The sequence below is a fragment of the Streptomyces sp. R35 genome (genome assembly GCF_041053035.1).
In the GTDB taxonomy this organism is placed as follows: Bacteria; Actinomycetota; Actinomycetes; order Streptomycetales; family Streptomycetaceae; genus Streptomyces; species Streptomyces lutosisoli.
Genome location: NZ_CP163440.1, coordinates 5,135,892 through 5,159,639, shown reverse-complemented (window position 1 = coordinate 5,159,639; position 23,748 = coordinate 5,135,892). Strand labels below are relative to the sequence as shown.

General features: G+C 68.8%; 24 protein-coding genes and 2 pseudogenes. 11 read left to right on the top strand and 15 right to left on the bottom strand.

The window, feature by feature from the left end:
• Nucleotides 1-2: 2 nt before the first annotated feature.
• A complete protein-coding gene (locus AB5J50_RS23580; RefSeq protein ID WP_327429761.1) occupies nt 3-764 on the top strand; it encodes a phosphoglyceromutase in 762 nt (253 codons plus the stop codon).
• A 100-nt stretch (nt 765-864) separates the two neighbouring features.
• On the opposite strand, the gene AB5J50_RS23575 is transcribed toward AB5J50_RS23580, so the two are convergent.
• The 3 genes and pseudogenes from AB5J50_RS23575 to AB5J50_RS23565 form a co-directional block, all read right to left on the bottom strand.
• Entirely contained in the window at nt 865-1,137 is a 273-nt protein-coding gene (locus AB5J50_RS23575; protein ID WP_369260365.1) for a ribosomal protein L7/L12, read from the bottom strand.
• A 75-nt stretch (nt 1,138-1,212) separates the two neighbouring features.
• A pseudogene (locus AB5J50_RS23570) lies at nt 1,213-1,363 on the bottom strand (site-specific integrase); the annotation flags it as partial.
• Nucleotides 1,364-1,378: 15 nt separating this feature from the next.
• The gene (locus tag AB5J50_RS23565; protein ID WP_369260364.1) at nt 1,379-3,382 is read right to left on the bottom strand and encodes a YncE family protein; all 2,004 of its coding nucleotides are present in this window, start codon (nt 3,380-3,382) and stop codon (nt 1,379-1,381) included.
• A 537-nt stretch (nt 3,383-3,919) separates the two neighbouring features.
• Here AB5J50_RS23565 and AB5J50_RS23560 point away from each other — a divergent pair.
• Complete coding sequence (locus AB5J50_RS23560) at nt 3,920-4,168, top strand: hypothetical protein (protein ID WP_369260363.1); 249 nt, start codon at nt 3,920-3,922, stop codon at nt 4,166-4,168.
• 405 nt (nt 4,169-4,573) lie between these two features.
• Here the strand turns inward: AB5J50_RS23560 and AB5J50_RS23555 are convergent.
• Nucleotides 4,574-4,757: pseudogene (locus AB5J50_RS23555) on the bottom strand (ATP-dependent DNA ligase); the annotation flags it as partial.
• A gap of 293 nt (nt 4,758-5,050) precedes the next feature.
• Nucleotides 5,051-5,521 (bottom strand): universal stress protein, encoded by a 471-nt coding sequence (locus AB5J50_RS23550; RefSeq protein ID WP_369260362.1) that lies wholly within the window; start codon nt 5,519-5,521, stop codon nt 5,051-5,053.
• A gap of 476 nt (nt 5,522-5,997) precedes the next feature.
• Between AB5J50_RS23550 and AB5J50_RS23545 the strand changes: the two genes are divergently transcribed.
• The gene (locus AB5J50_RS23545) at nt 5,998-6,351 is read left to right on the top strand and encodes a PRC-barrel domain-containing protein (protein WP_369260361.1); all 354 of its coding nucleotides are present in this window, start codon (nt 5,998-6,000) and stop codon (nt 6,349-6,351) included.
• 233 nt (nt 6,352-6,584) lie between these two features.
• Here AB5J50_RS23545 and AB5J50_RS23540 read toward each other — a convergent pair whose 3' ends face one another.
• The 6 genes from AB5J50_RS23540 to phoU all read right to left on the bottom strand — a co-directional run bounded on the left by AB5J50_RS23540 (nt 6,585) and on the right by phoU (nt 10,370).
• Nucleotides 6,585-7,850, bottom strand: a complete 1,266-nt coding sequence (locus AB5J50_RS23540) for a right-handed parallel beta-helix repeat-containing protein (RefSeq protein ID WP_369265494.1) — start codon at nt 7,848-7,850, stop codon at nt 6,585-6,587.
• Between the two features lie 112 nt (nt 7,851-7,962).
• Nucleotides 7,963-8,298, bottom strand: coding sequence for a DUF5959 family protein (locus AB5J50_RS23535; RefSeq protein WP_369260360.1), 336 nt, complete (start codon nt 8,296-8,298; stop codon nt 7,963-7,965).
• A gap of 2 nt (nt 8,299-8,300) precedes the next feature.
• Nucleotides 8,301-8,780, bottom strand: coding sequence for a hypothetical protein (locus AB5J50_RS23530; protein ID WP_369260359.1), 480 nt, complete (start codon nt 8,778-8,780; stop codon nt 8,301-8,303).
• A gap of 165 nt (nt 8,781-8,945) precedes the next feature.
• A complete protein-coding gene (locus tag AB5J50_RS23525; protein WP_327429754.1) occupies nt 8,946-9,194 on the bottom strand; it encodes an SCO4226 family nickel-binding protein in 249 nt (82 codons plus the stop codon).
• 194 nt (nt 9,195-9,388) lie between these two features.
• The gene (locus AB5J50_RS23520; protein WP_369260358.1) at nt 9,389-9,538 is read right to left on the bottom strand and encodes a hypothetical protein; all 150 of its coding nucleotides are present in this window, start codon (nt 9,536-9,538) and stop codon (nt 9,389-9,391) included.
• A 142-nt stretch (nt 9,539-9,680) separates the two neighbouring features.
• Nucleotides 9,681-10,370, bottom strand: a complete 690-nt coding sequence (phoU, locus tag AB5J50_RS23515; protein ID WP_369260357.1) for a phosphate signaling complex protein PhoU — start codon at nt 10,368-10,370, stop codon at nt 9,681-9,683.
• Nucleotides 10,371-10,593: 223 nt separating this feature from the next.
• On the opposite strand from phoU, the gene AB5J50_RS23510 reads away from it, so the two are divergent.
• Nucleotides 10,594-11,871 (top strand): ATP-binding protein, encoded by a 1,278-nt coding sequence (locus AB5J50_RS23510; RefSeq protein ID WP_327429751.1) that lies wholly within the window; start codon nt 10,594-10,596, stop codon nt 11,869-11,871.
• Nucleotides 11,868-12,548 carry a response regulator transcription factor gene (locus tag AB5J50_RS23505; protein ID WP_009340348.1) on the top strand — a complete coding sequence of 227 codons (681 nt, stop codon included), beginning with the start codon at nt 11,868-11,870 and terminating at the stop codon, nt 12,546-12,548. The genes AB5J50_RS23510 and AB5J50_RS23505 overlap by 4 nt, the downstream gene beginning before the upstream one ends.
• A gap of 119 nt (nt 12,549-12,667) precedes the next feature.
• On the opposite strand, the gene AB5J50_RS23500 is transcribed toward AB5J50_RS23505, so the two are convergent.
• On the bottom strand, nt 12,668-13,348 hold the full coding sequence (locus tag AB5J50_RS23500) for a DUF461 domain-containing protein (RefSeq protein ID WP_369260356.1): 681 nt from the start codon (nt 13,346-13,348) through the stop codon (nt 12,668-12,670).
• A gap of 748 nt (nt 13,349-14,096) precedes the next feature.
• On the opposite strand from AB5J50_RS23500, the gene AB5J50_RS23495 reads away from it, so the two are divergent.
• The 6 genes from AB5J50_RS23495 (at nt 14,097) to AB5J50_RS23470 (ending at nt 20,795) form a co-directional block, all read left to right on the top strand.
• Nucleotides 14,097-14,579, top strand: a complete 483-nt coding sequence (locus AB5J50_RS23495; RefSeq protein WP_003953493.1) for a CarD family transcriptional regulator — start codon at nt 14,097-14,099, stop codon at nt 14,577-14,579.
• 379 nt (nt 14,580-14,958) lie between these two features.
• Nucleotides 14,959-15,711: a 2-C-methyl-D-erythritol 4-phosphate cytidylyltransferase gene (gene ispD, locus AB5J50_RS23490; RefSeq protein WP_327429749.1), complete on the top strand. Its 753-nt coding sequence runs from the start codon at nt 14,959-14,961 to the stop codon at nt 15,709-15,711.
• Nucleotides 15,701-16,210: a 2-C-methyl-D-erythritol 2,4-cyclodiphosphate synthase gene (gene ispF / locus AB5J50_RS23485; RefSeq protein ID WP_369260355.1), complete on the top strand. Its 510-nt coding sequence runs from the start codon at nt 15,701-15,703 to the stop codon at nt 16,208-16,210. The genes ispD and ispF overlap by 11 nt, the downstream gene beginning before the upstream one ends.
• Before the next feature lie 272 nt (nt 16,211-16,482).
• Nucleotides 16,483-17,883 carry a cysteine--tRNA ligase gene (gene cysS, locus AB5J50_RS23480; RefSeq protein WP_369260354.1) on the top strand — a complete coding sequence of 467 codons (1,401 nt, stop codon included), beginning with the start codon at nt 16,483-16,485 and terminating at the stop codon, nt 17,881-17,883.
• 164 nt (nt 17,884-18,047) lie between these two features.
• Nucleotides 18,048-18,989: a 23S rRNA (guanosine(2251)-2'-O)-methyltransferase RlmB gene (rlmB, locus tag AB5J50_RS23475; RefSeq protein WP_327429746.1), complete on the top strand. Its 942-nt coding sequence runs from the start codon at nt 18,048-18,050 to the stop codon at nt 18,987-18,989.
• Between the two features lie 138 nt (nt 18,990-19,127).
• Nucleotides 19,128-20,795, top strand: coding sequence for a DoxX family protein (locus AB5J50_RS23470; protein WP_369260353.1), 1,668 nt, complete (start codon nt 19,128-19,130; stop codon nt 20,793-20,795).
• 152 nt (nt 20,796-20,947) lie between these two features.
• Here AB5J50_RS23470 and AB5J50_RS23465 read toward each other — a convergent pair whose 3' ends face one another.
• The 3 genes from AB5J50_RS23465 to AB5J50_RS23455 all read right to left on the bottom strand — a co-directional run bounded on the left by AB5J50_RS23465 (nt 20,948) and on the right by AB5J50_RS23455 (nt 23,639).
• Nucleotides 20,948-21,679, bottom strand: a complete 732-nt coding sequence (locus AB5J50_RS23465) for a nucleotidyltransferase family protein (RefSeq protein ID WP_327429744.1) — start codon at nt 21,677-21,679, stop codon at nt 20,948-20,950.
• Nucleotides 21,680-21,792: 113 nt separating this feature from the next.
• On the bottom strand, nt 21,793-22,251 hold the full coding sequence (locus AB5J50_RS23460; protein WP_369260352.1) for a hypothetical protein: 459 nt from the start codon (nt 22,249-22,251) through the stop codon (nt 21,793-21,795).
• 251 nt (nt 22,252-22,502) lie between these two features.
• A complete protein-coding gene (locus AB5J50_RS23455; RefSeq protein ID WP_327429742.1) occupies nt 22,503-23,639 on the bottom strand; it encodes a sn-glycerol-3-phosphate ABC transporter ATP-binding protein UgpC in 1,137 nt (378 codons plus the stop codon).
• Nucleotides 23,640-23,748 lie beyond the last annotated feature (109 nt).

Here is a 23,748-nt window from a genome sequence, read left to right as displayed (position 1 = left end):
GCATGGCCGACGCACCGTACAAGCTGATCCTCCTCCGCCACGGCGAGAGCGAATGGAACGCGAAGAACCTGTTCACCGGTTGGGTGGACGTCAATCTCAACGAGAAGGGCGAGAAGGAGGCAGTCCGCGGCGGTGAGCTGCTCAAGGACGCCGGCCTGCTGCCCGACGTGGTCCACACCTCGCTCCAGAAGCGCGCGATCCGCACCGCCCAGCTCGCGCTGGAGTCCGCGGACCGCCACTGGATCCCGGTCCACCGCTCCTGGCGCCTGAACGAGCGCCACTACGGCGCCCTCCAGGGCAAGGACAAGGCCCAGACCCTCGCCGAGTTCGGCGAGGAGCAGTTCATGCTGTGGCGCCGCTCGTACGACACCCCGCCGCCGGCGCTCGAGGACGGCACGGAGTTCTCCCAGTCGGACGACCCGCGCTACGCGTCGATCCCGCCGGAGCTGCGCCCCCGCACGGAGTGCCTGAAGGACGTCGTCGTCCGCATGCTTCCGTACTGGTACGACGGCATCGTCCCCGACCTCCTCGCGGGCCGCACGGTCCTGGTCGCGGCCCACGGCAACAGCCTCCGCGCCCTCGTCAAGCACCTCGACGGCATCTCCGACGCCGACATCGCGGGCCTGAACATCCCGACGGGCATCCCCCTCGCCTACGAGCTGGACGCCGACTTCAAGCCCGTCAACCCGGGCGGCACCTACCTCGACCCGGAGGCCGCCGCGGCCGCCATCGAGGCGGTCAAGAACCAGGGCAAGAAGAAGTAGCCTGAATTGATCAAGCCCCCTACCTGCGGGTTTTCCGCTGGTAGGGGGCTTTTCGGTGGCCTTGGGCCGTCTCTGGGCCGTCTACTGCTTGACCGGGCCGTCAGGGCTTGAGGATTTCCGGCTCTGGCTGTGCCCTCACCTCTGCCTGTGCTCCCACATCGCGGAGAGCCGCGACCGCCGCCTCTGCGTCCTCCTGAAGCACGCCGTCGAGAATCGTTGCGGGAACCTGCGTTGCCAGAACCTTGCTGCGCCAGAGACTCAGTCCCGTCAGTCGACGTACGACTTGGGCGACGTCCAGCACACGGGTGCCAGGATCGGTGAGCACCACGTCATGAGGCACGTCGTCGCACACCAATAGGAAGTACTCCGTCATTGCTCTCCCGCCCCTCTCTGGCCCGGAGAGTACGAGCCCTCAGCCGCCATGTCGCCTCAATTGGGCCGCCTCGAAAGCGTAGAAGTGGCGGAGGGCGTGCATGCCGTTCTCGCGGGACTCGGCGTAGGGCTGGCCACGCTTGGGGACCGGGATCACCCCGGCACCGGCGAGCGCCCGCTTCCACACCTCCTCGTTGAGGGAGGTACGCGTGGCCCCCGCGCGGTCCGGGCTTTGGGGGGCCTCAGCTGGTGAAGGTGAAGTACTTCCAGGAGCCGTGCGTGGTCGAGTTCACGGTGTCGTTCGAGGAGTTGTTGATGTAGGACGACCGCACGCGCATCGAGTAGCCGGTCTGGTGCGTGCCGCCCAGTTCCACCACCGACTTGCCCGTGGAGTCGAGCTTGAAGTACTCGTACCCCGCCGACCGCCAGGCGCCGTCGGAGTAGATCTGGAACTCCAGCTTCTGCGAGCGGCCGGGGTAGGCCGTCATTGTGGTCGTGAGGAGCGGATTGGTCGTCTTCCGGAAGTAGTACTTGGTGTACCCGTTGACCGTGGCCGTCTTGTAGTGGCGGCTCAGGCTCAGCGACACCTTGACCTTCGCGCCCACCCAGCTCGTGGCCGTCTTCGGGGCGGTCCGGGCGTCGCCGGAGAAGGACGCGCTGACCGTGGTGTCGCGCTTCAGGGTCAAGGTGACCGACAGGTTGCCCTCGCTGTTGACCGTGCCGGTCTTGACCAGGTACTTGCCCTTGCCGTCGCCCGCGGTGTCCGCGTAGAGCGAGAGCGTCCGGTTCTTGTACGTCGTGCCGAGGTGGGCGGTGAACGTCACGTTACTGGCGTAGTCGTAGACGTTGCCGTTCTTGTTCACTGTCAGGGTCGGCGAGGTCCGGGAGACCTCGACCGTGTCGGAGGCGGAGGCAGCCGTGCGATCGGCGCCGCCGGCATAGGAGACCTTGTACGTGACCTTGCCGCCCGCGGGCGGGGTGTCGGTGAAGGAGAAGGTCCCGTCCGCCTTCACCGTCGCGGCCGGGAGCGCTTTGCCGTTCGGGGACTCCAGGTCCGTTCGGGTGACTGCGACGGTGGCTCCCGCGGGCAGCCCGAGCGTGTTCGTGACCTTGCCGGAGACGGTCAGCGACTTGGCCCGGTCGGCGGTCGCCGGGGCGTTCACCGTGACGGTGGTGACGGCCTTGCCGGGGTCGGTGACGACGCGCAGGCTGTACCTGTTGGAGAGACCGTGTGTGACCGCGAAGAGCCGGCTGCTGTCGGGTGCGAAAGCGAGGTCGCCGTGGTCGAGCAGGGTCTCCTGGGCGACTCCACCCTGTTCGTCGGTGAAATTGGCGGTCCGCCTCGGGGCCGTGCCACCCGGCTTGTAGATGGACACCTGGGGGGAGAAGTTGGCGTAGGTGTCGGTGCCCACCGCGACGAGGCCGTCCGGCGCGACATCCACCGACCGTTGTGCCCAGTAGCCGCTCGGATACCTGATGGTCTCCGACAGGTCCGATGTCCGGAAGACCTGCTGGAAGTCGCCTGCCGTGGTGGCCACCACGAGCTCTGTGCCGTCCGGGGTGAGCGCCAGGTCCTCCGCGGTGTTGCCGATGGCGGCGTCCTGCCCGCCGAGGAACGCGGTCCGGCCGGCCGTGCCGGACGACACGTCGTAGATGCCGAGGGTGAAGTAGTACTGGCGCGAGCCGGCCGCCAGGGTGTTGGGAGCGCCGGGTACCGAGTCCAGCAGGGGAGCGTCCTTCCACGTCCCTTCGGCCTCCTGGGCGAGCGAGACCCGCGTCTGTCCGCCGGACAGGTCGAGAGAGCCGATGTTGCCGTGACCGACGCCGCCATAGCCGAACCAGAGTTTGCCGCCCGCGAGCGCCAGGTGCTGCGGATCCGTGCCGTCACCCGTCGCGTACCGCCCGGCCTCGGTGAGCGTCGCCGTGTCGATGGCCACGATCTCGTCAGTTCCCGGCACGGCGACGTAGACCGTTGCCGAGTCGGCGGAAAGCTCCAGGCCGTCAGCCTGCGGCAGCGAGGTGATCGTCCCGATGACGGTGCCGTTGTAGTCGGTGGCGACGACCTTGCCTCCCGACGGGTCACTGATGAAGACCCGCCGGTGAACGCCGTCCACGATGATGTCGCCGCTGGACGTGATGGGCAGCGCGGCGCTGCTGTCGGCGACGGCAGCGCCCGCCGCCGACCCGATCAGGGCGACAGAACCGAGAGTGACCGCGAGCGCTGTTACGGCCGAAATGCTGCGCACACGCACAGTGATGCAACCCCCACTAGGAAGACAGGATGCCCACAAGACCTCTGGAGCCCCTTCAGGGTTGTACGGCACACCCGCGCAAGTTTCCGCAGGTCCCACGGGATGCCGCCCAGGAGCCGGGCACCTTTTATGGCAGGCGCGCACTCGGATCGCTGCGATCGGGGTCGAGCGGGTCGTGGATCGCGGCCAGCCGTGGGTGTCCGAAGCACTCGTCAGACATGCGGCCGACGATGTCCAGGAACGGCACTCAACGGCTGCTGAATTACAGCAGCGCCCAGCAGTATGGCAGGAGAGTGCCTCGGGCCCCGACCGCAGTACAGCAGGGCTGTACAGCAACCACCACGACCGCAGCCGACCGTCAATGTTTCCAAACACCCACGTGATCTGCCGAGCAGACCTCAACGACCGTCCCGCCCATAGTTCGGGACGAAGAGGTCATCACTCATGTCTCGGCGTCGCGGCTGGCCCGGGGTACGCGATGCTTGGGGTATGGCCCCTGAAGCTAGCGCTGCTCCGTCGATGAACACTCGCGTGAGTGCGGCGACCGATGGAATAACCAGAGTTTTCACGTGGGAGGAAGGCGAACGCATCGAGGTCCGCAACCTGGGTGGCGAGATCGTCATTGAGGCAAACGCTGCCGGGTTGAAGACTCTGGCCGGCCACCTCCTCACTCTCGCTCAGGACGGCACGCCGGACGGCGCTCACCTCCACCTGGAGGAGAACAACGGGCTCGAACAAGGCTCCGTAGGGCTGGTCTTGGAGAGGTGCGACGACGAATGACGCGTGCCAGACGCGTGCCAGATCGTGCGGGGAACCACGGGGAACAGCGGGGAACCAATCGACCGTCTACCGCGTGCTCGCGTCCCTCCGCCGCAGGTCAGGCCGGGAGCAAGCCCTAGATGCCCTTAGCTTCCCAAGCTGAGGGCTCGCGCACCGTCGTCACGGGGCCGTCCGAGGCTGCTCGACAGTGGCCAAGGACGACCAACGACGACCGCTAGGCGCACGAGCCCACCTCCCCTGACCAGCAAAAACCCAGCTCACCAAGATCCCCGGTAAGACTCAGGGCAAGAAGAAGTAACGCGACGTCAGTAAGCCCCCTACCTGCGGGTTCTCCGCCGGTGGGGGGCTTTTTGCAGGCTCTCGAAGCCGCGGATCTTTCCGCTCAGCCCGTCACCGAACCCCACTTCACAGTTCGGCGAGCCGGCGGACGGCCGCGGTCAGGGAGCGGCCGCGCGGGGCGTCGGCCCAAGGGGGTTTCCTTCAGGAGCCCGTCCACGTCGGTGATGGTCCAGCGGCGCGCGTGCAGATCCGGGTCATCGAGGTCGTCCCAGCTCAGTGGCGCTGCGACGGGGGCGCCGGGTCCGGACCGCCCGGCGCCGGAGTCGGGCTGGGCGGTACGGGATCGTTCGGCGGAGTACCCATGGCCGCAGCCCCCTCACGGCTGTCCCGGAGAGGCGCGGACGGCGGTGGACGCTCCGGCTCCGGTCCGGGGACGGGCGTGGGCGCCGGTCGGGGTGCCTGGGGATCGCCGGGCCAGGGGTGTGTCGGAGGCGCCGGATGCGGATTCGCGGGATCCCGGGGGAACGGGTGGGTAGGCGGACTGGTCTTCAGATTCGTCATGGTGCGTCCGGTTGTTCATCAGGGGACCGGTAGCAGGGCCGGTCAGGCACGGTCGGTGGTCTCGTCGTCATCCTTCGCGTCCGGGCGGACGATGACGACCGGGCAGGACGCGTGCGCAGCGCATTGCTGGCTGACCGAGCCCAGCAGCAGGCTGGCGAACCCTCCCAGGCCCCTGCTGCCCACGACCAGCAACTTGGCGCCGGCCGACGCCGCGATCAACGCTTGCGCGGCCCCGCCCCGCACCAGATGCTGTTCCAGCGGCACCTCGCCGACCTGGAGAAGCACCTTCTGGATCTCTTCGGTCATGGCCTGTCTGCTCTGGGCTTCGTCAAACTCGGCGTCCACCGCCGGAGCCGACCAGCCGATCGCTCCGGGCAGCTCGTAGGCCGCCACGGCGTCCACCGTCGCCGCGATGAGACGCGCGTACCGCACCGCCCACCGGAGTGCCTCGTACGATGCCGGCGATCCGTCGACACCCACCACCACACGGGAAGTCCGGCCACTGGAGTCCATGGCCTCCTCCCTCCTCGTTCGGCTTCCCCCCTCCACTTCAGTCTCCCCTCGCGCCGGAGACACAGCTACACGGGAACTACCGGGGTGGAGGCGGCGGGGGGTCAGGCACCGGCTCCGGTCCGGGGGACGGGCCTCGGGTGTCCTCCGTCCCTCGGGTCGGGAGGGGGCTTCTTCCTCACCTGAACCCCGGCTCCCGCGCCACTGTCGTCCGGTCGCCGCCATGCCGGGCATGTCTGCCCCCGTCGGCCTCCGCCATGCCCGGTCTCAGCCGGTTTACGCAGGTCACCGATAGTCCCCTCGGGCGTCTTCGGGAGCCCGAGCTCGGCGGCGGCGTGGCGGGCCCGCTCCACGCTCGAGACGCTCCGACGGCACCACTGCGCCTTACAGGGGAGCCATCGGAGCGCCACCCGCACAACTCCACCCGGTGCGGGCCATGGTGGCAGCCTGAACAGCAGCTGCGAGCGAGGAGAGCAGCCATGCCGAACGAAGACATCTGGGGCTACCGCGCGGATTCCGGCTACGAGACGGGAACCGCCCTGATCGGATTCAAGGTCGAGGCGACCGACGGAAGCATCGGAAAGGTCGATGAGCACACGGACGAGGCCGGAGCCGGCTACCTCGTCGTCGACACCGGCGTATGGATCTTCGGCAAGCACGTACTGCTCCCCGCCAGCACCATCCAGCGGATCGACCGCGACAACGAAACCGTCTACGTCAACCGCACGAAGGACCAGATCAAGCACGCGCCCGAGTTCGAGCGAGAAAGGCAGCCCCGCGACCCCACCTACCTTGAGCAGTACGGCAAGTACTACGGCACGCCGCACATGTGACCCCTCCCGCCGGAGGAAGACCCAGGGGGGACCTGCGCCTCGACCGGGCCAATGATGACCACTCAGACGCACGGGAGCACTGCCCACACCTGCGAAAGGGGGGCTGTTCGAATCCTGCCGGGGCATCAGAGAGAAGGGCCGGCTCAGGAGGGGTTTCCTCCAGGCCGGCCCTTCTCTGTTTCAGGGGCCGCCGCGTTTCAGGGGTCGCCGTATGCGTCTGCTCGGCGCGTGCGTCAGCTGGGCTTGACGACGGCCGTTGCCCTGAATCCGCAGCACTGGATTTCGCGGACGGGCGCGACGTACGTCCTACGGATCCGGTCGCCGCGGAGGATGCCGGTGGTGTCGACCGCGTCGGCGATGACGCCAATGCCCACCTGGCCGCCGGTGATCTCGTTGTGGGCGGTTGTGCCGTCACCGTCCTGGATGGCAATCCCGAAGAACCGGTTGTCGGTCAGCCGGTTGCGGCTGATCTGGCAGCAGTTCGGGCTGAAGACCTGGTAGATGCCGATGTCGGTGTCGGAGACTCGGTTCTGGGAGATCTGTGTGCCTGACGCGGCGCCGATGACGGCGATACCTGAGGACTGGTACTCGTTGGTCGGATCCCCGCCACACCCGGGGAAGGTGCACACGGCGTGGGAAACCAAGTTGCCCGTCACGGTGGCTACCGCGCCCCCGACGACGATCCCGGCCTGGACGGTCGGGATCTGAGCACCGCCGGTGACGACGTTGTTCTTCGCGACCACCTGTGAGGGCGTGCCCTCGCTCGGACCGTTCAAATTGAAGCCGTCGGTCTGGTAGCGGGTGACCCTGACATGAGTGATCCGCCCAGAAGCAGGGCTGCCGGCCGTGCCGTCCACCTGGATGAAGTCCGGCAGTCCGATGGTCACACCCCGGCCGAATGCCTGATCGGCCGGACAGGACGGGGCGGGCAGCATGTCGATGACGCGAGATCGTGACAGGTCGAGACTCGAAGACTGAAGTGCGGTGATGCCGCTGGCAAGCTGACCACACGGCACCGGCCCAGTCACGGTGAAGCCGGACATGTGGACGTGGGCGCCGTCGGCGATCCGCACGACGGAGGTCACCGGCACGTCATGGCGCACGTCCTGAGCGAAGGGGGTCAGCGTCGTCGGCGACTTGATGACCGGCGAGCCCTTGCCGACGCCTTTGAGATGGAGATCCTTGCCGCTGACGACGACCTCTTCGGTGTACGTCCCGCCCCGGACGAGGATCGTGTCCCCCGAGGCAGCTGCGTCCACCGCTGCCTGAATCGTGCGGTAGTCACGCGGCACGACCAGCGTCGACGCCGTATGGGCGGCAGGTGCGATACCCACTAGGGCACCCACCGTCGCCAGGACTGACAGAACGGCAAGGGCGCCTCTCGTACCCAGTTTTTCTGACCTCTTCAAAGCGCCCTTCATGGAACTCCTCTTCATCACATGGACGAACAGGATGAAAGTACCAATATTGATCAAAAGGGATATGTGGCGGCGCGCCATGCGATCCAAGTGAGGGTGTCCGTCTGGTCACGCGTTGGAGGAAGGCAAGCTTGACGACCGGGTTCGAGAGTCGTCCGAGCTCCTCGAATGAGGCCCTGCCAGGGCGAGGCCGTCAGTCGCGGCCGCGCCGCCACTCGTAGGCACCGGATGACGTTTCGACCACTTCGCGCGGATAGACCTCACGGACGCGCGAGAGCAGTGCGTGCTGCTCGCCGATCCACCCCGGAGCCGGGGAGAACAGCGGCACGGTGAGCGTGACCGCCGACGAGGGGCCGTCGTGCACGGAAACCCAAAGGCCGCCGCTCTCATCGGGCTTGAACCGCATGGACGGAGTGCGGCCCGACGGCTGCTGACGCCCGAGCACGCGCACAGCGACACTGTGTCCGCTGGTCCCTGGGCGGTCAGCCAGGTGGATCAAGTCGATGACATCGCGTTCGTCGTAGGCCATGGCTAGTTGTCGAACCACACGACAAGGCGGACGTTGTCAGAGCCGTGGCGCTTGGCCAAGGTGCGCATCACTGTCCAGACGTCGCCCCAGCTCGAGTCCTGGACTGCCTGTCGGCGAGTGAGCCGGGAGATGCGGAAGAGGCGGTCTCCGTCGAGCCATTCCGTGCCTTCGGGCCAGTGTTCGCCGGCGCGTGCGGCGACCTGCGGGCTGGTCCCGGTGAGTTCGGCGAGGCGCTCGGGCGATTCGCCGCATCCGTCCCAGACCCAGTCTCCGTCGGGGCCACGACGGTATTCGAACGCCGCCGGATACACCTTCAGCGCGGCGGGCTCGTCCCACGCGACCGTCTCCAGTTCGGCCCAACTGATCCAGGACGGGCTGTGGGCGTCGGTTCCGTGTTCGCGGAAGGCTCGCGCGACCGCCCTGGATGCGTCCTCCGGGAAGCCGCGCTTCGCCGCGAGAGGCTCGAACGAGCCGGCCCGCACGCCGAACAAGCAGTCGAACGCCAGGTAGGACCGGTCGTTGTAGAGGTGATCCAGGGCACAGGCCGGGTGCCAGCGGAGGAAGAACTCCTCGTCGTCCTCGGGCTCGGAGAAGTCGATGTGTCATGCGGTCATGGGGTCATGGGGTGGTGATCGGGACTGCGGCCGTCATATCGACAGCGGCACCGGATGGATCTCGTCCGGCGCGTGTCCGGTGCGTTCGTGGATGCGCTGGATCGCCTCGGCCGAGGGGGCCGAGGAGAGGCAGTACACCGTGCCGGACTCCGGATCCGCCCAGGCCCTCTCGAAGTGCACGCCCTCGTCCTTCTCGATGGCGAGGTCGGCCTTGTGCGCCTGCATGAGCTGATCGGCGGTGATGCCCGCCATTCCGTGGTGGACGTCCATGAATTGCGTCATGGCCTCCCCACCTCCTTATGCGTCGTCGCCTCTCACTTGTTGCCTCTCTTCCATGCTGCGCTTTTACGACGGCGGGGGCGACCCTCGAAGCGGTCGGCATGCGGTCGGCATGCAGTCGGCATACGGAGAGCGGCGGCCGGCATACGAAGAAGGGCCCCGCCATGAGGAGCGGGGCCCTTCGGTGTCGTACGAGATCAGCCGCACTGGCACGGATTGCCCGACTGGCAGCCGCACCCGCAGCCGGAGCCGCAGCCGCAGGCGCCGAACAAGGGGAGGCTTTTGATCTCGGCGGGCTGCTCGTCACCGTTCTGCGTGGGATCGGTCGTGCTGGGGGATTCGGCCATGGGTCCCTCCTTCAGGCACGAAGGTGTGCGAGGCACACTGCACCGCACAGCTCCTGGCACCCATTGCATGCCCACCGGGGCGGGCGTATCAACGGCGCACACTCGGCGCACAGAGGCTTGCACGCGCCCCGGGAGAGGGCACTCAGGCCCCCTCCACCCCCGTCACCGGCTGGATGTCCGCCTGGAGCTCGTCCGCGTGCTCACCCGTCACCAGGAACACCACGCGCTTGGCCACGGACACCGCGTGGTCGGCGAAACGCTCGTAGTAGCGGCCGAGCAGGGTCACGTCGACGGCCGTCTCGATGCCGTGCTTCCAGCGGTCGTCCAGCAGGTGCTGGAAGAGCGTGCGGTGCAGGAGGTCCATCTCGTCGTCGTCCTGCTCCAGCTGGAGGGCGAGGTCGACGTCCTTGGTGATGACGACCTCGGCCGCCTTCGCCATCAGGCGCTGTGCGAGCTGGCCCATCTCCAGGACCGTGGCGTGCAGGTCGTGCGGGACCGCGCGCTCGGGGAAGCGCAGCCGGGCCAGCTTGGCCACGTGCTGGGCCAGGTCGCCGGAGCGCTCCAGGTCCGCGGACATACGGAGCGAGGTGACGACGATACGGAGGTCCGTCGCCACCGGCTGCTGGCGGGCCAGCAGGGCTATCGCCCGGGCCTCCAGCTCGTGCTGAAGATCGTCGACCTTCTGGTCGGCCGCGATGACACTCTCGGCCAGCTTCAGGTCGGAGTCGAGGATGGCCGTCGTGGCGCGCCCGATCGCCGACCCGACGAGCCGGGCCATCTCGACCAGGCCCTCGCCGATCGAGTCCAGTTCCTCGTGGTACGCGTCCCGCATCAGGTTGTCCCTCTCTTACGTCTTCATCGGGGGTTCCGGGGGGTCAGAGCCTGTCGAAACGGGCGCTGTGAACCCCACGCTCCCACGTTCCGGCCCGTACGCGTCCGTTTCCGGCATCCCAAATGAACCATCACTAGCTCCTAGGTGAACTCTGGGCGACGAGTGTTCGAGGTCGCACTCGGATGGCTGTGGCCAGTGGCGACGGCATGCCTAACCTGGGTGCATGGACGTGAACGCGGCGGTCGCCGCAGCGGCAGCGATCGCCGGAGTGCTTACCGGTGTCATCGCCATGCTGGCGTTCCGCTGGAGCGAGCGCGACCAGAAACGCCCGACCCGCACGTCGCTGCACACGGACCCGGTGCTTCCGCCGGGTGTCGACACCGTGCTGTCCGTGCTCCGGTCCTCGGCGGTCGTGCTCGACGAGGCGGACGCCGTGGTCAAGGCCAGCTCGGCGGCGTACGCCCTCGGGCTGGTGCGCGGCGGCAAGCTGGCCGTCGAACCGATGATGCAGATGGCGCGTGACACCCGTCGTGACGGGGAGATACGCCAGGTGGAGCTGGATCTGCCGAGGCGCGGGACGGGGAGGGGAGAAGCCCTCGCCGTCTCCGCACGTGTGGCGCCCCTCGGGTCGCGGCTGGTGCTCCTGCTCGTGGAGGACCTCACCGAGGCCCGGCGCATCGAGGCCGTACGACGCGACTTCGTCGCGAACGTCAGCCATGAGCTCAAGACCCCGGTGGGCGCGCTCTCGCTCCTCTCCGAGGCCGTCATGGACGCCTCCGACGACCCCGAGGCCGTCGAGCGCTTCGCCGGACGCATGCAGATAGAGGCCACCCGGCTCACCAACCTCGTACAGGAGCTCATCGACCTCTCCCGGGTCCAGAACGACGACCCCCTGGAGGACGCCGAGCCCGTACGCGTCGACGAACTCGTCGCCGAGGCGATCGACCGCTGCCGCCACCAGGCCGGCACCAAGCAGATCACCATGGCCGCGGGCGGCACCGCCGACCTGAGCATCTGGGGGAACCGGGGCCAGCTGGCCGCCGCCCTCGGAAACCTCGTCGAGAACGCCGTCAACTACTCGCCCGCCCGCACCCGGGTGGGTATAGCCGCGCGCCGGGTGACCGCGCCCGGCGGAGACCTCATCGAGATCGCCGTGACCGATCAGGGCATCGGCATCTCGGAGAAGGACCGGGAGCGCGTCTTCGAGCGCTTCTACCGTGTCGACCCGGCCCGCTCCCGCCAAACGGGTGGTACGGGCCTCGGTCTCGCGATCGTCAAGCACGTGGCCGCCTCGCATGCCGGGGAGGTCACGGTGTGGAGCTCCGAGGGTCAGGGCTCCACGTTCACCCTGCGGCTGCCGGAGGCGGGTGCGGCCCGCGACCGCCTGACCGATCACCACATGCCCGGACTCGACCAGGAGGACGAGACCGAGCAGCCTGACGGGACGACCACCGTCACATCCCCGTATGAACCGCTTCCCGCTCCGGAGGTCCTTCCGTGACCCGTGTGCTCGTCGTCGAGGACGAGGAGTCCTTCTCCGACGCCCTGTCGTACATGCTCCGCAAGGAGGGCTTCGAGGTCGCCATCGCGACCACCGGGCCCGACGGACTCGACGAGTTCGAGCGCAACGGCGCCGACCTCGTCCTCCTCGACCTGATGCTGCCGGGGCTGCCCGGCACGGAGGTCTGCCGCCAGCTGCGCGGCCGCTCCAACGTCCCGGTGATCATGGTCACCGCCAAGGACAGCGAGATCGACAAGGTCGTCGGGCTGGAAATAGGAGCCGACGACTACGTGACGAAGCCCTTCTCGTCGCGTGAGCTCGTCGCCCGCATCCGCGCCGTGCTCCGCCGCCGTGGCGAGCCCGAGGAGGTCACCCCGGCCGCCCTGGAGGCCGGGCCGGTCCGCATGGACGTCGACCGCCACGTGGTCACCGTCTCCGGTTCCAAGGTCGACCTCCCCCTGAAGGAGTTCGACCTCCTGGAGATGCTGCTCCGCAACGCGGGCCGCGTACTGACCCGCATGCAGCTCATCGACCGGGTCTGGGGCGCCGACTACGTGGGCGACACCAAGACCCTCGACGTCCACGTCAAGCGCCTGCGCGCGAAGATCGAACCCGACCCGGGCGCGCCGCGGTACCTGGTGACGGTGCGCGGCCTGGGGTACAAGTTCGAGCCGTAAACCGACCCCCACGCGCGCGTGATGCACGACGAAGGGCGGCACCCCCTGGAGGGGTCCCGCCCTTCGCGCGTTGTACGAGGCTGATCTCCGCGTACGAGGGTGATCCCGGCGTACGCCGGTCAGTTGCCGGAAGCCGACTCCGAGGCGCTCGCCGTGGCCGTGCCCGCGACCGTCGTGCTCGACGACGCCACGTCCGTGGGCGTCTCCGAGACGGAGTCGGACGGGGAGCCCGAGACGGACTCGGAAGGCCCGGTGGTCGCGGAGGCCGAGGCGCCCGGCGCGGCCGGGATCTCGCTCGGGCCCCACTTGGTGAAGTAGCTCTCGGCCGGGACGACGAAGGCGCGCAGGCTCACGGCACCGGTCTTGCTGAAGCCGAAGGTGACCTGCTGGGCGTTGCCGTCCTTGACGGCCTCACCGGGGTTGGTCAGCGCGGCGGAGGCGTTGCCCTTGCCGCCGAGGATGACGGAGCCGCCGGCCGGGATGGTCAGCTTGCCCTTGCCGTCGGCGGGCGTGATCTCGGCGGTGCCGTCACCGCCGACGTTGATCGAGTCCAGGGTCTGGTCGGTGCTGCCGTTGTTGAACAGCGTCGCGGAGATCACCGCCGGGCCCGTGGCCGTCGTGTTGGGCTGGGTGATGACCAGGGCGTTCTGGACCTTGATGTCGCCGACGGTGGTCGCCGCGTTGTCAGGCTTCACCTCAAGCGTCTGGGCGTCGTTGCCGGCCGCGCACGCGGCGAGCGAGGCGATCGAGAACGCGATGGCGGCGGCGGCGAGGGCGCCGCGTCGAAGGCTGCTGCTCACGGCGGCGGCAACTCCTTGAACGTGGGCGAAGCAGGACGACTTCGTTGTAAAGCCGCCCTAAGGGTCTGTCAGCGGCCTTAGGTTACCGAGCCGTTCCCATGCCACCGCACCCGACCCGCCTCTTACCGCGCACGGGCTGTCATCCGCGCACCGGCGGGCCGACATTCGCGCACCGGCCGGGGGCTGTCATCCGCGCACCGGCCGGGGCTGTCGTCCGCGCACCGCCGGGCTTCCTTGCGCCCGATGTGCGCCCCGTCCGTCGCACACCGTTCCTCCGGCTCATCGGCTACTTTGGGCGCGCACTCGTCCGCCATTCACATAAGTACCCCCGGCATCGACTTGCGGATTTTCCCGTAAGGAGTCGTAAGGGCGCGTAAGGAATGCATGGCGGTCCCGAAAATTGATCACCGGCTGTTCAACCGGTTGATCATCGGTCGTCTTGATCAATTCCGGATTCGTCTCGTACTCGACTCCGGTCACCGAACGGAGTAGCGGAAGTCGCACTCTTGGAGCTGGACAAACCGGTACGTTCAGACCCTGGTCAGGGGCTTCCGTTGTCTGTAACGTGCGCGTTTCCCTTCCCCTGGACAGCGGCTCCGACCTGCGAATACCCCCTTCCGATCGCCCCTCGCAGCACGTTCCTGTTGCGGTTGTCAAGCCCCGAGATATGCCCTGACCTGCGAAAACGCCATTCAGAAGACGCCGTATCCGTGTTACCCTGGATAGCCACGGAAGGGGTACCTGTCACATGACGTTCAAGGTTGGCGACACCGTGGTCTATCCCCATCACGGGGCCGCGCTGATCGAGGCCATCGAAACTCGCCAGATCAAAGGCGTGGACAAGACCTACTTGGTGCTGAAGGTCGCCCAGGGCGACCTGACGGTGCGTGTGCCAGCGGACAATGCGGAGTTCGTCGGCGTGCGTGATGTGGTCGGTCAGGACGGGCTGGACCGGGTCTTCGAGGTGCTGCGCGCGCCGTACGCCGAGGAGCCCACGAACTGGTCGCGTCGTTACAAGGCAAATCTGGAGAAGCTCGCCTCCGGCGATGTCATCAAGGTCGCGGAAGTCGTCCGTGACCTGTGGCGTCGTGAGCGCGAGCGCGGACTCTCCGCCGGTGAGAAGCGCATGCTCGCCAAGGCCCGCCAGATTCTGGTGAGCGAGCTCGCCCTCGCGGAGAACACCAACGAGGACAAGGCCGAGGCCCTGCTCGACGAGGTTCTCGCGTCCTGACGCTGGCAGTCGCCGAGACAGTCTTTATCGTCCCGACGTACACAGTCGCCGAGACGGCAGTCGTCTTGACGTACGCACAAGCCCGCGCAGCTGCGCAATGAAATGCCGCGGTGCCCGATGACGCAATTGCTGTCGCCGGGCGCTGCGGCATGTTCATACCCGCGCCCATTCGATATACCGGATGTTCACTCCGTATACGTATACCCGCGTACCCGCACATCCCCTACCTGGCATGGCGGGCCCGGGCAGTTCGCTCGACCGGATGTCACGGAAGGGTCCCCGGTCAAGCGTCGCGCCCGGCACACCCCCAGCTCTACGAGCAGGGGGCTCGCCCAGGCCATACCCATCCCGGCCGAGCACACAAACCTGACAGGAACCGATGTCTGACGTTTCGCGCCCTTCGCCGTCGGGGGCACGTACCGCGGCCGTGATTCCGGCCGCCGGCAGGGGCGTGCGCCTCGGCCCGGGCGCCCCCAAAGCGCTTCGCGCGCTGAACGGCACGCCGATGCTCATTCACGCGGTCCGCGCGATGGCCGCGTCCCGCGCCGTCTCGCTGGTCGTCGTCGTGGCCCCGCCCGAGGGCGCGGCCGAGGTGAAGACGCTGCTCGACGCGCACGCGCTGCCCGAGCGCACCGACTTCCTGGTCGTCCCCGGGGGTGACAGCCGCCAGGAGTCCGTGAAGTACGGGCTCGACGCGCTGCCGCCCGGCATCGACATCGTCCTCGTCCATGACGCGGCCCGCCCGCTCGTGCCCGTCGACACCGTGGACGCCGTCATCGAGGCCGTACGGGACGGGGCTCCCGCCGTCGTCCCCGCACTGCCGCTCGCCGACACCGTCAAGGAGGTCGAGCCCGCGGCCGTCCCCGGTGCTCCCGAGCCCGTCGTGGCCACGCCCGAGCGGGCGCGGTTGCGGGCCGTGCAGACGCCGCAGGGGTTCGACCGCGAGACGCTCGTACGGGCCCACGAGACCGTCACCGACAACGTGACCGACGACGCGAGCATGGTCGAGCAGCTGGGGCTGCGGGTTGTGGTGGTGCCCGGGCACGAGGAGGCGTTCAAGGTGACGCGGCCGTTGGATCTTGTGCTGGCGGAGGCGGTTCTCGCGCGGCGGAGGCTGAACGATGGGTTCTGAGGGAGCCGCTGGGCCTGGGCCGGTGATTCCGCTCGTCGGGATCGGCACGGACATTCACGCCTTCGAGGAAGGGCGTGAGCTGTGGTGTGCCGGGCTGTTGTGGGAGGGGGAGGGGGCCGGGCTTGCCGGGCACTCCGACGCGGACGTCGTCGCGCATGCGGCGTGCAACGCGTTGTTCTCTGCAGCGGGGCTCGGTGACCTCGGGGCGCACTTCGGGACCGGGCGGCCTGAGTGGTCCGGGGCGTCGGGGGTCACGCTGCTGACGGAGGCCGCGCGGATCGTGCGGGCGGCGGGGTTCGTCATCGGGAATGTCGCTGTGCAGGTGGTCGGGCCGCGTCCGAAGATCGGGAAGCGGCGGGACGAGGCGCAGAAGATTCTGTCGGATGCGGTGGGGGCGCCTGTGTCGGTGTCCGGGGCCACGACGGATGGGCTGGGTTTTCCGGGGCGGGACGAGGGGCTGATGGCTGTGGCTACGGCGTTGGTCGTACGGGCGGGCTGAGGCCGGGCGGTTCCTCGCCCCCGCCGCCCCTACCCGTCCCATCCGTCCCTGGGGGCTGCGCCCCAGACCCCCGCTAAAAGATTGCGCAGTTCCCCGCGCCCCTGAAAAACGGGGAACTGCGCGAGCAACCCCCACCCACCCGCAGCCGACACACAACCCCCGGGATCGAAGGGGCGGAGCCCCTGGGGCCGGGTCAGGTGTATGTCACGAATACGTGCTGCTTGGGTCGGAAGGGTCGCGGGGCACTACCCAGGGGCCACTACCCTGGAGTGGTGACGATTCGCCTGTACGACACCAGCGCCCGGCAGATCCGTGACTTCACCCCGCTCGTGCCGGGTTGCGTCTCGATCTACCTGTGTGGCGCCACCGTGCAGGCCGCACCCCACATCGGGCACATCCGCTCGGGACTGAACTTCGACATCATGCGCCGCTGGTTCGAGCACCGCGGGTACGACGTCACGTTCATCCGCAACGTGACCGACATCGACGACAAGATCATCACCAAGTCGGCCGAGCAGGGCCGCCCTTGGTGGTCGATCGGGTACGAGAACGAGCGGGCCTTCAACGACGGGTACTCCGTGCTCGGCTGCCTGCCGCCCTCCTACGAGCCGCGCGCCACCGGCCACATCACCGAGATGGTCGAGATGATGCGCGGGCTCATCGAGCGGGGGCACGCGTACGAGGCCGACGGGAACGTGTACTTCGACGTACGGTCCTTCCCCGAATACCTCCGGCTGTCCAACCAGGAGCTGGACAACCTGCTCCAGCCCTCCAGCGAGGGCGAGACCGGCAAGCGGGACTTGCGCGACTTCGCCATGTGGAAGGCCGCGAAGCCCGGTGAGCCCAGCTGGGAGACGCCGTGGGGGCGCGGGCGTCCCGGCTGGCACCTTGAGTGCTCCGCCATGGCCCACAAGTACCTGGGCTCCGCGTTCGACATCCACGGCGGCGGGCTCGACCTGATCTTCCCGCACCACGAGAACGAGATCGCCCAGGCCAAGGCCTTCGGCGACGAGTTCGCCAAGTACTGGGTGCACAACGCCTGGGTCACCATGAGCGGCGAGAAGATGTCGAAGTCCCTCGGGAACTCGGTGCTCGTCAGCGAGATGGTCAAGCACTGGCGGCCCATCGTGCTGCGCTACTACCTCGGCACCCCGCACTACCGCTCGATGATCGAGTACAGCGAAGAGGCCCTGCGCGAGGCCGAGTCGGCGTTCGCACGTATCGAGGGCTTCGTGCAGCGCGTGGTCGAGAAGGCGGGGGGCGTCGTCGAGCCCGCCGCCGAGGTGCCGCCCGCCTTCGCCGAGGCCATGGACGACGACCTGGGCGTGCCGCAGGCGCTCGCCATCGTGCACACCACCGTGCGGCAGGGGAACTCCGCCCTCGCCGCCGACGACAAGGAAGCCGCCGTGGCACGGCTGGCCGAGGTGCGGGCCATGCTCGGCGTCCTGGGCCTCGACCCGCTCGACCCGCAGTGGGTCGGCGAGGGCGACCGCGGCGAGGACCTGGCCGGCGTCGTCGACACCCTCGTCCGGATGGTCCTCGACCAGCGTGAGGCCGCCCGGACCCGCAAGGACTGGGCGACCGCGGACGCCATCCGCGACCAGCTCAACCAGTCGGGCCTGGTCATCGAGGACGGTCCGCAGGGGCCGCGCTGGACGCTCGGCCCGCGCTGAGCGCCCGCTGCGTCGGCGCCGGCCGACGCCCCGTCGACCCCCGTCGACCTTGATCGATTGTGCCGCCCGGGCCTCCGGGCGGCACACTTCATAGACGTACGCATTTTGAAGAGCGTCAGCTCTCCTCAGTAGAGCGTCAGCTCTCTCTCACAGACAGGTAGGTCATGGCCGCTAACAACCGCCGCATGTCCGGCAAGAAGGGCGCGCAGGTCGGCAGTGGCGGCCAGCGACGCCGGGGCCTGGAAGGCAAGGGCCCGACCCCGCCCGCCGAGATGCGCAAGGGGCACAAGAAGAACCGCATCGCGGGCGCCAAGGCGAAGCAGGCCGTGCGCCGCCCCGCGCCCAAGGGGCGCGGCGGCAAGGGCACGTCCGAGATGGTCGTCGGACGCAACTCCGTCGTCGAGGCGCTGCGCGAGGGCGTACCCGCGTCGATGCTGTACGTCCAGCAGTTCATCGACAACGACGAGCGGGTGCGCGAAGCCCTTCAGCTCGCGGGTGAGCGCGGCGGTATCCACCTCATGGAGGCCCCGCGTCCCGAGCTCGACCGCATGACCAATGGGCTCAACCACCAGGGTCTCGTCCTCCAGGTCCCGCCGTACGAGTACGCGCACCCGGAGGACCTCGTCGCCGCCGCGTTCGACGAGGGCCAGGACCCGCTGATCGTCGCCCTCGACGGGGTGACCGACCCGCGCAACCTCGGTGCCGTCGTCCGCTCCGTCTCCGCCTTCGGCGGCCACGGCGTCGTCGTGCCCGAGCGCCGCGCGGCCGGCATGACCGCGGGCGCCTGGAAGACGTCCGCCGGCGCCGCGGCCCGTACGCCCGTCGCCCGCGCCTCGAACCTGACGCGCGCCCTGGAGGCGTACAAGAAGGCGGGCCTCGTCGTGGTCGGTCTCGCCGCCGACGGTGAGGCCGAGATCGGTGAGCTGGAGGCCCTCGGCGGTCCCGTCGTCATCGTCGTCGGCAGTGAGGGCAAGGGGCTGTCGCGGCTCGTCGGTGAGACCTGTGACTTCCGCGTGCGGATTCCGATGCCGGGCGGCACGGAGTCGCTGAATGCCGGTGTGGCGGCGGGAGTTGTGCTGTACGAGGCGTCGCGGCGACGCGCCTGAGCATGATGACTACGCACCTGAACACATGTGTGCGTAGTCACCCCCGTGGGGTAATCGGGATGTTCGGGATGACCTTGACGCGGTCCGGACAGATCGGCGCGGTCAAAGCAGTGTCCTAAACACACGTCACTCGGTTAGATGAGTGTGGACACCAGAACACCCCGCACACCCACGGGGGACCTCTCGTCGGGATTCGACGACGCTCCCGCGCTGAGCATGGTGAAGGTGCCGAGCGATCCGGCGCAGGTCATCGTCAATCATGCGAGCTTCCGCGTGCAGCTAGGAGTCGCGTCGCGGAGCCAATCCCCGCGTATCGCACGGCACTTGAGTGCCGGCGGCGACACCGCACGGATCCCCGTCGCCGGTACGGCGGGCAGAGCGGGCGCGGCCGGTCAGGCCGCCGGAGCCCGCCGCCGCGCTCCTGTCGTCTGGAGCGGGAAGTCGGCGCCGGACGACACCGGCGCCCACCGGCTGCTCCAGGCCGTGCGGAGCACGAGCCTGCGCCACGGCTCCGCCGACCCGGCGGGCGACGCCGGCGCGACCCAGGTCATCCCGCGCATCGACGAACACGGCGGCTACGACGGCGATCTGACCGTCGAGACGATCGAGACACCCCTCGTCGGCAGCCAGCGCACTCACTCCGGCGAGCCCCGGCTGCTGCCGCACATGCGGACAGTGGACAGCGCCTACGACGAACCCCGGTACGCGGGCGGCGAGTTCGCGGACGGGGAGTTCGCGGACGACGCGTACGAGGACGACGACGGCGACGAGCGCGACGCACCGGTCAAGCGGCACGGCGCCGACCCGGTCCGGCACGCGTACTACCCCGGCCGCCGGATGAACCTCGGCGTGGTGCTGCTCCCGCTGCGCGTCTTCCTCGGGTTCATCTCCATCTACGCCGGCATGGGCAAGCTCTGCGACCCCGTCTACTTCGACGGCGGCAAGCGCGGCTCCATGGTGAAGTGGCTGAACACGCTGCACCCCTGGGAAGTCGCCGAGCCGCTGCGGCAGTTCGCGCTCCAGCACCCCGTCGGCTCCGGGCTCGTGATCGCCTTCCTCCAGGTCATCGTGGGCGTCCTCACGGTGCTCGGGCTGTGGCAGCGGGTCGCCGCCGTCGTCGGCGCGATGCTGTCGGCGGCGCTCATCGTGACCGTCAGCTGGAAGACGGTGCCCGCGTACGACGCGCCGGACATCATCTACCTCGCCGCATGGTCCCCGCTGATCATCGCGGGCGCCCCCGTCTACTCCGTCGACGGACGCCTCGCGAGCGAGGCCTGGCGGACCCTCGGGCCGCGCGCCGACATCTGGGAACTGCGGCACCGAGTGCTGCGCCGCGGCGCGCTCGTCACGACCATCGCCGTCGGCCTCACCCTGCTCATCGGCTCGCTCCTCGGCGGCGCCGTCCGCGACGCCGACCGAATCGTCGTGCCGGGGCCCGGCGAGGCTCCGCGCAACGAACTGCCCGGCTCCCCGCTTCCCGAGACGCCCGGCAAGCGGCACCACAAGGCCACGCCGTCGGCCTCCGAGTCGCCCACCCAGGGCAGCTCCTCGTCGCCGTCGGGGGCGGCCACCACGCCGGGGGCGGTCCGTGAGACCGGCACGGTCAGCAGTGGGCCCAGCCAGACGCAGGGCGGCGGGCAGGCTCCGCCTCAGCAGTCGTCGCCGGTGAATCAGGCGCCGAGTACCAGTGCGGGGCCGACGTCCAGTGGGGGTACGTCCAGCGGTGGCTCCACCAGTGGGTCTCCGAGCGGCGGTACCGGTGGGTCCACGGGGCAGCCGGGGCTTGTGGGTGGTCTTCTCGGGTGACGGTGGTGGGGGCTGAGCCCAGTGGTTTCGCCCCCGCCGCCCCTACCCGTCCCATCCCCGGGGGCTGCGCCCCCAGACCCCCGCTGAAAAGATTGCGCAGTTCCCCGCGCCCCTAAAAGGGGCGCGGGGAACTGCGCAATCTTTTAGGGGTCTCAGCGGCCCAGTGCCGCCAGTTCCTTCGCCGCCTCCGTGAGGTCCTTCGCTGTGTCGATGGCGCGCCAGTACGCGCCCTGCGGGAGCGAGAAGCCGGCCAGGCGGCGTTCGCGGGCCAGGTGCGGGAACGTGGTGCGCTCGTGGTCGCCGCGCTCGGGGAGCAGGTCGGCGAACTCGGCGGAGAAGACGTAGACGCCCGCGTTGATCTCGTAGGTGGTCGGCGGGGACTCGATGAAGTCCGTCACGCGCCCGAAGTCGTCCGTCTCGACGGCACCCCACGGGATGCGGGGACGGGCGAGGGCGAGCGTCGCCACGGCGTCGCGCTCGGTGTGGAAGTCCGCCATGTCGCGCAGCGAGAAACGGGTCCAGATGTCGCCGTTCGTCGCGTACCAGGGCTGGTCCGGGTGCGGGAGGTGCGCGGCGGCGTACTTGAGGCCGCCGCCGCGGCCGAGGGGCTCCGTCTCGACGACCGTCGTGACGTTGACGGGGAGGTCGGCGGACTCCAGCCACTTCTGCAGGACCTCGGCGAGGTGGCCGCAGGACACGACGACGTCGGTCACGCCCTCTTCGGCGAGCCAGGTCAACTGGTGGCCGATGATCGGGGTCCCGGTGCCGGGGATCTCGACCATCGGCTTGGGCCGGTCGTCGGTGTACGGGCGCAGCCGGGAACCCTGGCCGCCGGCCAGGACAACGGCTTGAACGGGGCGCGACGCGGCGTTCGGATCGGTCATGACCGAACTGTACGTCGCGCCCCGCTCGCGGCTTCTGGCGGCAACCGTTCCTTAATCAGCCGTTACCTGGCGGCCCGGAATCAGCCTTTTTGTGGCGGTGGGAGGTAAGCGGCTCAGAAGTGGGTGGCCGCGACCCCCGAGGCGAAGGCCGTGTCGCAGACGGGGCGTGCGAAGGACTGGGCGCGCGTCGGGCCGTACGCACGGACCGCGGCGCGGCCCAGGGCCCGGGCGATGGAGACGCAGTGCTTCGCGAGCGAGGGACGCCCGTTCACCGCCTCCTGGAGGTGGGTGAGCGCGACGCCCGGGTTCTTCTCCTGGAGCTCCAGCAGGAGCTTGTCGCGCAGGACGTCCTGCGGGGCCCGGGAGACGGCTCGGGTGGAGACATCCGACGAGGTCGCTTCGGACGCGGTGAGCACCGAGTTCGAGGGGTTCCCCGACCAGTTGACTCGGGTGACCGCGAGGGTCCCGGAGAGCACCAGGACGACAGGCAGAACGAGGGCGAGGGTGCGGCCGACCCGGCGGGCGGGGCCACGGCCACGCCGGGTCCGTTGGTTAGTGGTGGAGTGCTTCACGCGAGTGAGGGTAGCGCGGGGTGATGATTTGGAGACATTTAGTAATCAGTTCGGGGGATACGGGAACGGCTTTTGTGGGGTAGCGCGTTGACGTACGCGTATCGAAATGACCGGTCTGCCGGGGTATTTGTCGACAACGAAGAGGGCCCCGCAGCAGGCTGCGGGGCCCTCTTCGTCAACTTGGGTGAATTCCACCCCTACGGGGTGTTGAACCCCACCGATTGGCTCGGGCGCCTCGGGCGCCCGGGGCCTCAGTCGGAGAGGCGCTCGCCCGTGGAGGTCGAGAACACGTGGATCTCGCCCGGACGCGGCACGACGTGCAGCGTGGCGCCCTTGTCCGGGACCGCGCGGCCGCTGACGCGGACGACGAGGTCCTTGAGGTCGTCGCCGACCTTGGCGGAGCCATAGACGTAACCGTCGGCGCCGAGCTCCTCGACGACGTTCACGGAGACCGCGAGACCGGCCGGGGCGTCCTCGGTGTCCTTCGACAGCGACTTGGCCGCCTCGCCGTTGTGCTCGACGATGTCGAAGTGCTCGGGACGGACGCCGACGGTGACCGTGCGGTCGCCCTTGTCGGCGGCGGCCTTCAGCGCCTCACGGTTGACCGGGACGACCGAGTTGCCGAACTTCACGCCGCCGTCGGTGATCGGGACCTCGATCAGGTTCATGGCCGGGGAGCCGATGAAGCCGGCCACGAAGAGGTTCTTGGGGCGGTCGTACATGTTGCGCGGCGAGTCGACCTGCTGGAGCAGACCGTCCTTGAGTACGGCCACCCGGTCGCCCATGGTCATGGCCTCGACCTGGTCGTGGGTGACGTACACGGTGGTGATGCCGAGGCGGCGCTGCAGCGAGGCGATCTGCGTACGGGTGGAGACACGGAGCTTGGCGTCGAGGTTCGACAGCGGCTCGTCCATGAGGAACACCTGGGGCTCACGCACGATGGCGCGACCCATGGCGACACGCTGGCGCTGACCGCCGGACAGGGCCTTCGGCTTGCGGCCCAGGTAGTCGGTGAGGTCGAGGATCTTCGCCGCGTCCTCGACCTTCTGGCGGATCTCGGCCTTGTTGACGCCGGCGATCTTGAGCGCGAAGCCCATGTTGTCGGCGACCGTCATGTGCGGGTACAGCGCGTAGTTCTGGAACACCATGGCGATGTCCCGGTCCTTCGGCGGCAGATGCGTGACGTCGCGGTCACCGATGCGGATGGCGCCGGCGTTCACGTCCTCGAGCCCCGCGAGCATGCGGAGCGAGGTGGACTTGCCGCAGCCGGAGGGACCGACGAGGACGAGGAACTCGCCGTCCTCGATGTCGATCTCCAGAGCGTCGACGGCGGGCTTCTCGGTGCCCGGGTAGATCCGGGTCGCCTTGTCGAACGAAACAGTGGCCATGGTGAGGGGCCCCCTTCACCGGCAGGAACGTGCCGGACGATCCGAGTAAAGGTGGTGATCCGCTACGGAAGGTTCCCCAGCGGTGATGCGTGGTGTAGTCCACAAGAGT

What these genes read in the sequence shown, in the direction of transcription:
- AB5J50_RS23495 (WP_003953493.1), top strand. Translation starts at nt 14,097, where the DNA reads ATGACGTTCAAGGTTGGCGACACCGTGGTCTATCCCCATCACGGGGCC.
- AB5J50_RS23535 (WP_369260360.1), bottom strand. Translation starts at nt 8,298, where the DNA reads ATGGCCTACGACGAACGCGATGTCATCGACTTGATCCACCTGGCTGAC.
- AB5J50_RS23470 (WP_369260353.1), top strand. Translation starts at nt 19,128, where the DNA reads ATGAGTGTGGACACCAGAACACCCCGCACACCCACGGGGGACCTCTCG.
- AB5J50_RS23540 (WP_369265494.1), bottom strand. Translation starts at nt 7,850, where the DNA reads ATGGCGCGCCGCCACATATCCCTTTTGATCAATATTGGTACTTTCATC.
- AB5J50_RS23455 (WP_327429742.1), bottom strand. Translation starts at nt 23,639, where the DNA reads ATGGCCACTGTTTCGTTCGACAAGGCGACCCGGATCTACCCGGGCACC.
- AB5J50_RS23580 (WP_327429761.1), top strand. Translation starts at nt 3, where the DNA reads ATGGCCGACGCACCGTACAAGCTGATCCTCCTCCGCCACGGCGAGAGC.
- AB5J50_RS23520 (WP_369260358.1), bottom strand. Translation starts at nt 9,538, where the DNA reads ATGGCCGAATCCCCCAGCACGACCGATCCCACGCAGAACGGTGACGAG.
- ispF (WP_369260355.1), top strand. Translation starts at nt 15,701, where the DNA reads ATGGGTTCTGAGGGAGCCGCTGGGCCTGGGCCGGTGATTCCGCTCGTC.
- AB5J50_RS23575 (WP_369260365.1), bottom strand. Translation starts at nt 1,137, where the DNA reads ATGACGGAGTACTTCCTATTGGTGTGCGACGACGTGCCTCATGACGTG.
- ispD (WP_327429749.1), top strand. Translation starts at nt 14,959, where the DNA reads ATGTCTGACGTTTCGCGCCCTTCGCCGTCGGGGGCACGTACCGCGGCC.
- rlmB (WP_327429746.1), top strand. Translation starts at nt 18,048, where the DNA reads ATGGCCGCTAACAACCGCCGCATGTCCGGCAAGAAGGGCGCGCAGGTC.
- AB5J50_RS23465 (WP_327429744.1), bottom strand. Translation starts at nt 21,679, where the DNA reads ATGACCGATCCGAACGCCGCGTCGCGCCCCGTTCAAGCCGTTGTCCTG.
- AB5J50_RS23550 (WP_369260362.1), bottom strand. Translation starts at nt 5,521, where the DNA reads ATGGACTCCAGTGGCCGGACTTCCCGTGTGGTGGTGGGTGTCGACGGA.
- AB5J50_RS23545 (WP_369260361.1), top strand. Translation starts at nt 5,998, where the DNA reads ATGCCGAACGAAGACATCTGGGGCTACCGCGCGGATTCCGGCTACGAG.
- AB5J50_RS23510 (WP_327429751.1), top strand. Translation starts at nt 10,594, where the DNA reads ATGGACGTGAACGCGGCGGTCGCCGCAGCGGCAGCGATCGCCGGAGTG.
- phoU (WP_369260357.1), bottom strand. Translation starts at nt 10,370, where the DNA reads ATGCGGGACGCGTACCACGAGGAACTGGACTCGATCGGCGAGGGCCTG.
- AB5J50_RS23525 (WP_327429754.1), bottom strand. Translation starts at nt 9,194, where the DNA reads ATGACGCAATTCATGGACGTCCACCACGGAATGGCGGGCATCACCGCC.